Below are 7,082 nucleotides of genomic sequence, written 5' to 3'. Positions count from 1 at the left end.
TGTCCTTGAAAGTAGGTTTGGTGGACCGTTGTTTGGTGGATTGCGCTGGTGTCGATGTCGAATAGGTTGTGGTCGAGCATGATGAGGTCCGCGGATCGTCCTGGTGTGATCGCACCGATGGTGTCGTGTAGGCCCATCGCTTGTGCGCCGTGGTTGGTGAAGACTGAGATCGCCTCATCCAGTGTGATGGCGGCCGATGGGTTGGTGTGTCCGGTGGTTTGGGGGTCGGGATTGGCCCGAGTGATGAGTGCCTGCATCGCGATCCAGGGGTTGGGCGTCGGAACTATGGGCCAGTCGGATCCGGCTGCCAGCAGCGCTCGGTGGTCGAGGAGTTCGCGAAATGGCCACGATCGAGCCACGATCGAGGGTGGGACCTGATTGGTGATACTGGTTTCGAATGGAGTGGGGAACCAGATGTACGGCGAGGCGTCGGCGGTGACGCCGAGGGCTGCGAAGCGCGCTAGGTCTGAGGGCGCGATGTAGGCCACGTGGGCGATGTGAAAGATCGGTCCAGCGCCGTGGCGTTCTCGGATGACCTGAATGGCGTCGAGTGCCTGGCGGACGGCTCGATCGCCGGTGGCATGGAATTTGGCGCCCAGTCCGGCTTCGTGACACTGTTCGAGGGCGGCGACGAGTTCGTCGTCGGCCCAGAGCAGGGGTCCCATGTCCGTGGGATCCTCGTGAGCGCCGTGGCAGAGGTAGGGCTGGAGGAGGGCCGATGTTCGTGTCATCGGGACTCCGTCGAGGAAGAACTTGGCGAAGTCTGGGCGCACCTTGATCCGGCGGTAGGTCGGTGCAGCGGAATACAATTCGCTACCGGACATGGCATCGGACATGTAGGGTCGGGCCGGAAGGGTGGCCATCACCCATGCGGTGAGCCCGCCGTTGTCGTCGAGTTCGCTTAGGGCGCGCAGCGACGGTTCCAATGTCGCGGCGTCTTGAATTGCGGTGATGCCGAAGGAATTCATCAACTCGATCGCCGCACGCATGGCCACCCTGTCACGTCCGGCTGGATCGTCGATGGCCGCCGCTGCGGTGTTCTCGGCCAGGTTGCACGCCGACTCGTAGAGCACGCCGGTGTGGTTTCCGTCGCGATCGCGAACGATGGTGCCGTTGGGCGGGTCGGGGGTCGTGGTGTCGATGCCCATGCGTTCGAGGGCTATCGAATTCACCCAACGGTTGTGGTAGGAGTCGTCGCGCAGCAGCACCGGTCGTCCGTCGGCGGCCGTGTCCAGAGCCGCGAGGTATCCGCCCGATGCGAGTTGGTCCATGACGGGGCTGCCGACGATGCCGCCGACGATCCATTCGTCGGCGGCAAGGGTGTGCGCATGCGCCGTTACCTTGGCGAGGACGTCGTCGAGGGTGTCGGTGGGTTTCAGCGTCAATTCCCATGCCATGGCGGTTCCACCGAGCATGAGATGGGTGTGGACGTCGGCCAGGCCGGGCATCACCATGCGTTCGCCGGCGTCCACGACTTCGGTGTTGGTCGTGGCATGTTCGGCGACGGCGGCTGCGGTGCCCACCGCCGTGATCAGACCATCGGACACGGCGATCGCTTCAGCCCAGGTCGACGACGAATCACAGGTGTAGACACGCGCGTTGGTGATGATCAGGTCGGTCGACGCACTCACGATCAGACTCCCTACTGGAACGGAGGTGTGTGCGGCTGAGCGTCACACCCCTACGGCGATCTCGGTGATTGTGGCAACGGAGCGATCGATATCGGCGTCGGTGATGACCACTTCATCCAATCGGAGCCTGAAACGGCGACCGCCGCCTAGCTCCTAGTACTAAACGGCGCGCATGGCTGAACCGTTCGCGGTCATACCTCAACATCGATTCGGACCGTCGGAGACGCTGGCTCCAGTGCACCGACCACTTTCCTTCCTGGCAATTTTGTATCCGTCCGGGGGCGGAAGCGACAGCGATACAAGAGTTCGCCCGTCTGCCGCCAGTACTACTTGGCACCGTCGAGTTCGGTGTCGAATGCACGTGCGGATTGCCTCAGGGTGGCCGGGGACGCGCCACCGGGTTCATGTCAGCAACCATGGTCTGTTCGGTGCGCCTGTAGTGGTTTCTGCGGCGAATCCCCTCACCGCAGGACGTCGAAATACGTTGTGGCCATGCGTATTACATTTACCGTAAGAAGTGACACCGGTCGCGGTTGTGCGGCTCACCTGACTGCGCCCAGCGACCGCCGCTGTGCCATGGTCCGTACGAAGTGAGCTGCTGGCCGTTGCATAACGCGTCGCGGGCTCGACGACCGTGACTGTCGCCGAGGACGGCGGTTGCTGCGGTGCAGTCGGCGATTGTGCTTCCGAACCAGCCCCTTTACCTGTGTCACCGGAACAGTCAGGCGCCTATTGATCTGGGCGTCAGGGTGTTTCGGTCTGGCTTCCGACGCCGCTGGCAATGAGGGGCTCTCGGTCATCGGCGACGCCGATGGGTCTGTCGTCCGTCGGGTCGAGCTCGGCATCCTTGAAGACTGCAAAGCTCGACGGCTGCTCGGTGAGGTACGGGAAGTGAAAACCGCACTTCGGGCACTGCTCGCGCAACACAGCTTGTTCCTGGCTCAGCTCGTATTGCTTGTCCTGCAATTCATTGCAGCAGGGGCAGATACGAAGAAGGCGAGTGCCCACGAGTTCAAAATTGGTGATGATGTCTTCCATGATTGCGCCATTGGCGGCCCAGGCCTTCGCGTACTTGTGGTAAGTGTCGGTGTGCCAGTCGTACAGCGCTTCCTTGCTGGTCCAGAAGCTACATTCGTTGAACCAGCCCGGATCATCGGGGTGCTCCCACCAGGTCAGGTGCAGAAAACCCGGTAGCGCCATCAGGTGGTGGCGAGTATCGCCAAACACCACCTTGAACTTTTCGTAGGCGTCCGGACTGGAGAAACGCACACGTTGCATGCTCAGGTAAACGGGCACAGCGTCACTTCCTAACATGTCACCGCTGCCGTGTCGGCTGGACAACGGAGGTCGGGTAATTACGGCATATTGGTTCAAATCCTAGGGATAATTCGCCCAGAGGCCAGAGCCAATTGGGACGCAGATTGAGGGGCCATATGACATCGAAACGAAACATTTCGTCGCCGTGTGGTGACAAATCGAATCGGACCCCCACGCCGCCGGCGTACCGAGTGCTCTATGAGCAGTTGAGGTCGAGCATCCTCAGCGGTCAGCTTGCAGGAGGATCAAAGCTGCTCCCTAGCCGGGTGTTGGCCGCACAGAATGGGCTGTCGCGTAACACAGTTCTGGCGGCCTTCGACCAGCTGGCAGCCGAGGGTTACGTCACCGGTCGGCAAGGGTCGGGGACCTACGTCGCGCGAGTCCTTCCCGAGGATTTGCTCCAGACGACCCCCACCCCACCATCCTCGACGTCACCGGCGTTGTACACCAAGACCGCTCTGTCCGCCCGCGGTGAGCGGCTTGCACGAGCACGCCGAATGCCGATTCCTGCAGTAGTCGGGCAAAAACCGCGCGGAACGGCGTTTCTCATCGGACTACCCGCGCTGGACGCGTTTCCGTTCAAGACCTGGGCCAAGCTCTATTCCACCCGCTTTGCCACCTCCTCCTCCGCCTTGATGCCGTACGACAACCCGGCCGGCTACCGCCCACTGCGAGAGGCGATCGCCTCCTACATCGCCACTGCCCGCGGAATTCACTGCACCGCCGACCAAGTCATCATCATGAACGGATCGCAACAAGCTTTGGAGTTCTGCGCCCGGATCTTGCTCGACCCTGGTGATGCCGCTTGGCTGGAGGACCCGGGATACCTCGGCGCGCGGGCAGCTCTGGTATCGGCGAGCGCCCGCATCATCCCCGTGCCTGTGGACGAGGCCGGACTTGATGTCGTAGCCGGTATCGCACTCGAGTCAACTGCGCGGATCGCCATCGTGACGCCATCGCACCAATTCCCGCTAGGTCATACCATGTCGTTGGAAAGACGCCTGGCACTGATTGATTGGGCGGCGCGCAATGAGTCCTGGGTCATCGAAGATGACTACGACGCCGAGTTCCGGTACGTTGGGAAACCTCTAGCGGCGCTCACCGCCATCGACACCCATCAGCGAGTCATCTACGTCGGGACCTTCAGCAAGGTGCTGTTCCCCAGCCTGCGGCTGGGCTACATCATCGCCCCCGAGAGCATTGTCGACGGTTTCATTGCCGCACATCTGAGCACCGACATGCATGCCCACCTCATCGACCAGGCAGTCGTCACCGACTTCATGGAGCAAGGCCACTTCGCAAACCACCTCAGACGCATGCGCGTCCTATATGGCGAACGCCAAGCCCTCTTGATCCAACAAGCCGAGAAATTCAGCGGCGGGATCGTGTTGACCCCCTCAGACGGCGGCCTGCACCTCGTCGGACAGCTCCCGAAGAACATCGACGATGCCGCGATCGCAAAAGCTGCCCTACAGCAAGGCATTCACGCCTGGCCACTGTCTATACACCACTACAATTCCAGTAGTTCATCAGCGCTTCTACTTGGCTACGCGGGAACGTCTAAACGCGACATGCGAACCGGGTTCGACGTCCTGGCGGACGTGCTAAGAAACCACCCGCACTGAGGCACGTGCCTGCGCCACTGACGGATCTGCTGCGGTTTCAGGTGACAGTTTGACCTGGAGGCCAGGCGTCCACTGCTGGACGCCCGCGGCAACCAGGACGTGCGCTGGTCGTGGCGGATCAAGGCCAGGCACCAAAGACGAAGGCAGTCATGGACTTTCTTCGTTCCTCAGCACGATCCCGAATTCGCAACGAGCAGCTCGTGTGCGAATCATTCACGGCCCCGGCCCGCTCATCCCGAGTCAACTGCGACACCTCGTGTGAAATCGACGGCCTTTTCCGGCGTGCCGATCGCCGCCCCGGGGATAGGAGCAGCAAGCTCGCCGCGAAAGAGTCCTGCCGAAGTCCTCGATGCCGTTGACTATGCGTCGGTCGAGATCGCAGGTCGTCGATGCGATCGGGTGGAGAAATCCTCACGCGTCCCCCGAACGGTGTGGGCGATCCGCCCGGCCATTCGAGCCGCCGGGTCTCGACGAAGTGCAGCGGTCTTGGTGAGGCGCTGTTCCCCGAAGCCGCCGGCGACGAATGAACCGCTCCCACAAGCGATCGAAATGCCGCACCTGGTGGCGGCCGCGACGTACCTCAACACCCACGCCGCCGATACTCCGATTCGGTCCAGGCCTGCCGTACCGGTCCGCCTGTCATGCGGGAAAGAGATTGGGGTAGAGCGCCGGAACACCGCCGGACAATTGCGACATCACCTCACGCGTGGCGTCGTCGGCGATCACCTCGGGCAGGCCGTCGGCGATCCCGTCGAGCGCGATCTTTGCCACGTCGGCCGGGTCAGTCTTCGGGATGTCGTAGCCTGCCGTCATATCGGTGTCCATGCTGCCGACGTGCAGTGCGGTGACGCCGATCTTCTTCGGGGCGAGGTCCAGCCGGACGGCGTTGGTCATCGCCCAGGCCGCCGCCTTGGACACACCGTAGCCGCCGATGAAGGGCCACGACACCCACGACAGCATGGACAGAACGTTCAAGATGGCGCCGCCACCATTGCCCTCGATGACGGGCGCGAATGCGCGAATCATGTTCAGCGTCCCGAAGTAATTGGTCTGCAGGTCGCGTTGGAGGAGGTCCAGATCCCCCGTCAAGACGTCGCCGACGTAGGCGCTGCCCGCGTTGTTGACCAGCAACGTCACCTCCCCGGCCGCCCGGGCGGCATTGGCAACTGCGTCTGGGTCGGTGATGTCAAGGGTTACGGGGGTGACTCCGTAGACGTCGAGGTCCGACGGATTGCGCACACCGGCATACACCTTGGCGCCGCGTTGCAGAAGTTCGAGGGCGAAGGCGCGCCCCAGGCCGCGGTTTGCGCCGGTGACTAGAGCGGTGCAGGTCTCGAGTTCCATGGGCGAGTACTTTCTCGTCGGGCGGGCGCTCGATCCGGTCGCGTGGGCGGCAGCTCTCGCGCTTGGTCGGGCATCCTTGTACGTATCGGTGCCGAAGGGCCGACGCGAATCCGGTGGGCTCGCGGCAGTACCCCTGAGGGGAACGACAACCCGCAAGAAAACATTCGCGCCGACGAACATTCGTCTGTTACGGCCCCGCCAGCACCTGGACGACTTCCCCGAACATCACTCCTCGGGGGCATTTCAACTCAACATCCGGACACCCGACGCGGCGGCCGGCGATGACCTCCAACTCCAGCAGTGGGTCGAGCAGGCCTGCCCGTTCCTCGGACGGTTCGGCACGCCGGGGACGGGGAGGGAGACGGGGCGCCGGACTACCGGGAGCAGTTTGAGGCCACGTTGGAGGTACGGACGACGGTAGTCTCCTCGACTATGGGTCTGTTGGACCAGGGCTGCGTACGTCGGCTGCATGACCGTGACATTGCATAGTTCGCCCGCGCGACAACGCCTTTCGAAGCGCGTGCCGCAGAAGCGGCTGGACCCGACGCGATTGTGGCGCGGGGCATGGAGGCGGGTGGCCATCGAGGAACCTTCGACCAGGAAGGCGAGCGTACCGACGTCGGACTGTTCGCCATGTTGCCGGGGTTCGCCGGCCATCTGCGGGTGTCGATCGCGGGCGGGGTCGGCGACGGGCGGAGTGTGACCGCAGCGCTCGCGCTGGGGCCAGCGCAGTGCAGGTAGGCACGGCGTTGCCGCGCAGCCCAGAGACCGTTATCGACGCGCGCTGGTCGTCTTCGCTCGGCGGCTTGGCGCCGGAGGCCACGGTGACGACCCGTGCCGACGTGTGGCGAGATCAGCGCCGACGCCGTACCTCGCCGCGTGGGCCGAGCCGCTCGCGCCCCGGCCGGGGCGTACCCCGATCAGCTACGACTCGTCAACGACATGGCTGAGCGGTGCCGGCCGTCAGCAGCGACATCTACGTCGGTGGAAGGACTTTCGTCGGCGCGGGCGCGTCCCGCCGGGACAAGCCATTGCGCGATTGCCGCGTTCAGACTGCCGGTGAGCCACATGCCGTGCGTCGCCGCTGGCGACCAATGGGAGAGCAATGCTCTTGATTTGTTGACGGCACCCTGTCACGCTGAAAACAAGAGCAATGCTCTCGAAG

The 7,082-nt window shown here is 63.2% G+C and carries 4 protein-coding genes and 1 pseudogene; 2 read left to right on the top strand and 3 right to left on the bottom strand.

What is annotated here, in order from left to right:
- A partial coding sequence (locus ABW137_RS32975) for an amidohydrolase (RefSeq protein ID WP_526406671.1) occupies positions 1-1,631 on the bottom strand: 1,631 nt, incomplete at its 3' end.
- 744 nt (positions 1,632-2,375) lie between these two features.
- A complete protein-coding gene (locus ABW137_RS32970; protein WP_526406669.1) occupies positions 2,376-2,927 on the bottom strand; it encodes an antibiotic biosynthesis monooxygenase family protein in 552 nt (183 codons plus the stop codon).
- Positions 2,928-3,139: 212 nt separating this feature from the next.
- Between ABW137_RS32970 and pdxR the strand changes: the two genes are divergently transcribed.
- On the top strand, positions 3,140-4,573 hold the full coding sequence (pdxR, locus tag ABW137_RS32965) for a MocR-like pyridoxine biosynthesis transcription factor PdxR (protein WP_526406667.1): 1,434 nt from the start codon (positions 3,140-3,142) through the stop codon (positions 4,571-4,573).
- 639 nt (positions 4,574-5,212) lie between these two features.
- Here the strand turns inward: pdxR and ABW137_RS32960 are convergent.
- Positions 5,213-5,917 carry an SDR family oxidoreductase gene (locus tag ABW137_RS32960; RefSeq protein ID WP_526406665.1) on the bottom strand — a complete coding sequence of 235 codons (705 nt, stop codon included), beginning with the start codon at positions 5,915-5,917 and terminating at the stop codon, positions 5,213-5,215.
- Between the two features lie 510 nt (positions 5,918-6,427).
- On the opposite strand from ABW137_RS32960, the pseudogene ABW137_RS32955 reads away from it, so the two are divergent.
- Positions 6,428-6,658 (top strand): annotated as a pseudogene (locus tag ABW137_RS32955) (nitronate monooxygenase); the annotation flags it as partial.
- Between the last annotated feature and the right edge of the window lie 424 nt (positions 6,659-7,082).

It is taken from the genome of Mycobacterium sp., assembly GCF_040509115.1.
Lineage (GTDB): Bacteria > Actinomycetota > Actinomycetes > Mycobacteriales > Mycobacteriaceae > Mycobacterium.
Note: the sequence above shows the minus strand (reverse complement) of the source record. Positions and strands in the feature narration are given on the sequence as shown.

Bases quoted from the DNA above. Each gene is read 5' to 3' on its own strand.
- ABW137_RS32960 (WP_526406665.1), bottom strand. From the start codon at position 5,917: ATGGAACTCGAGACCTGCACCGCTCTAGTCACCGGCGCAAACCGCGGC.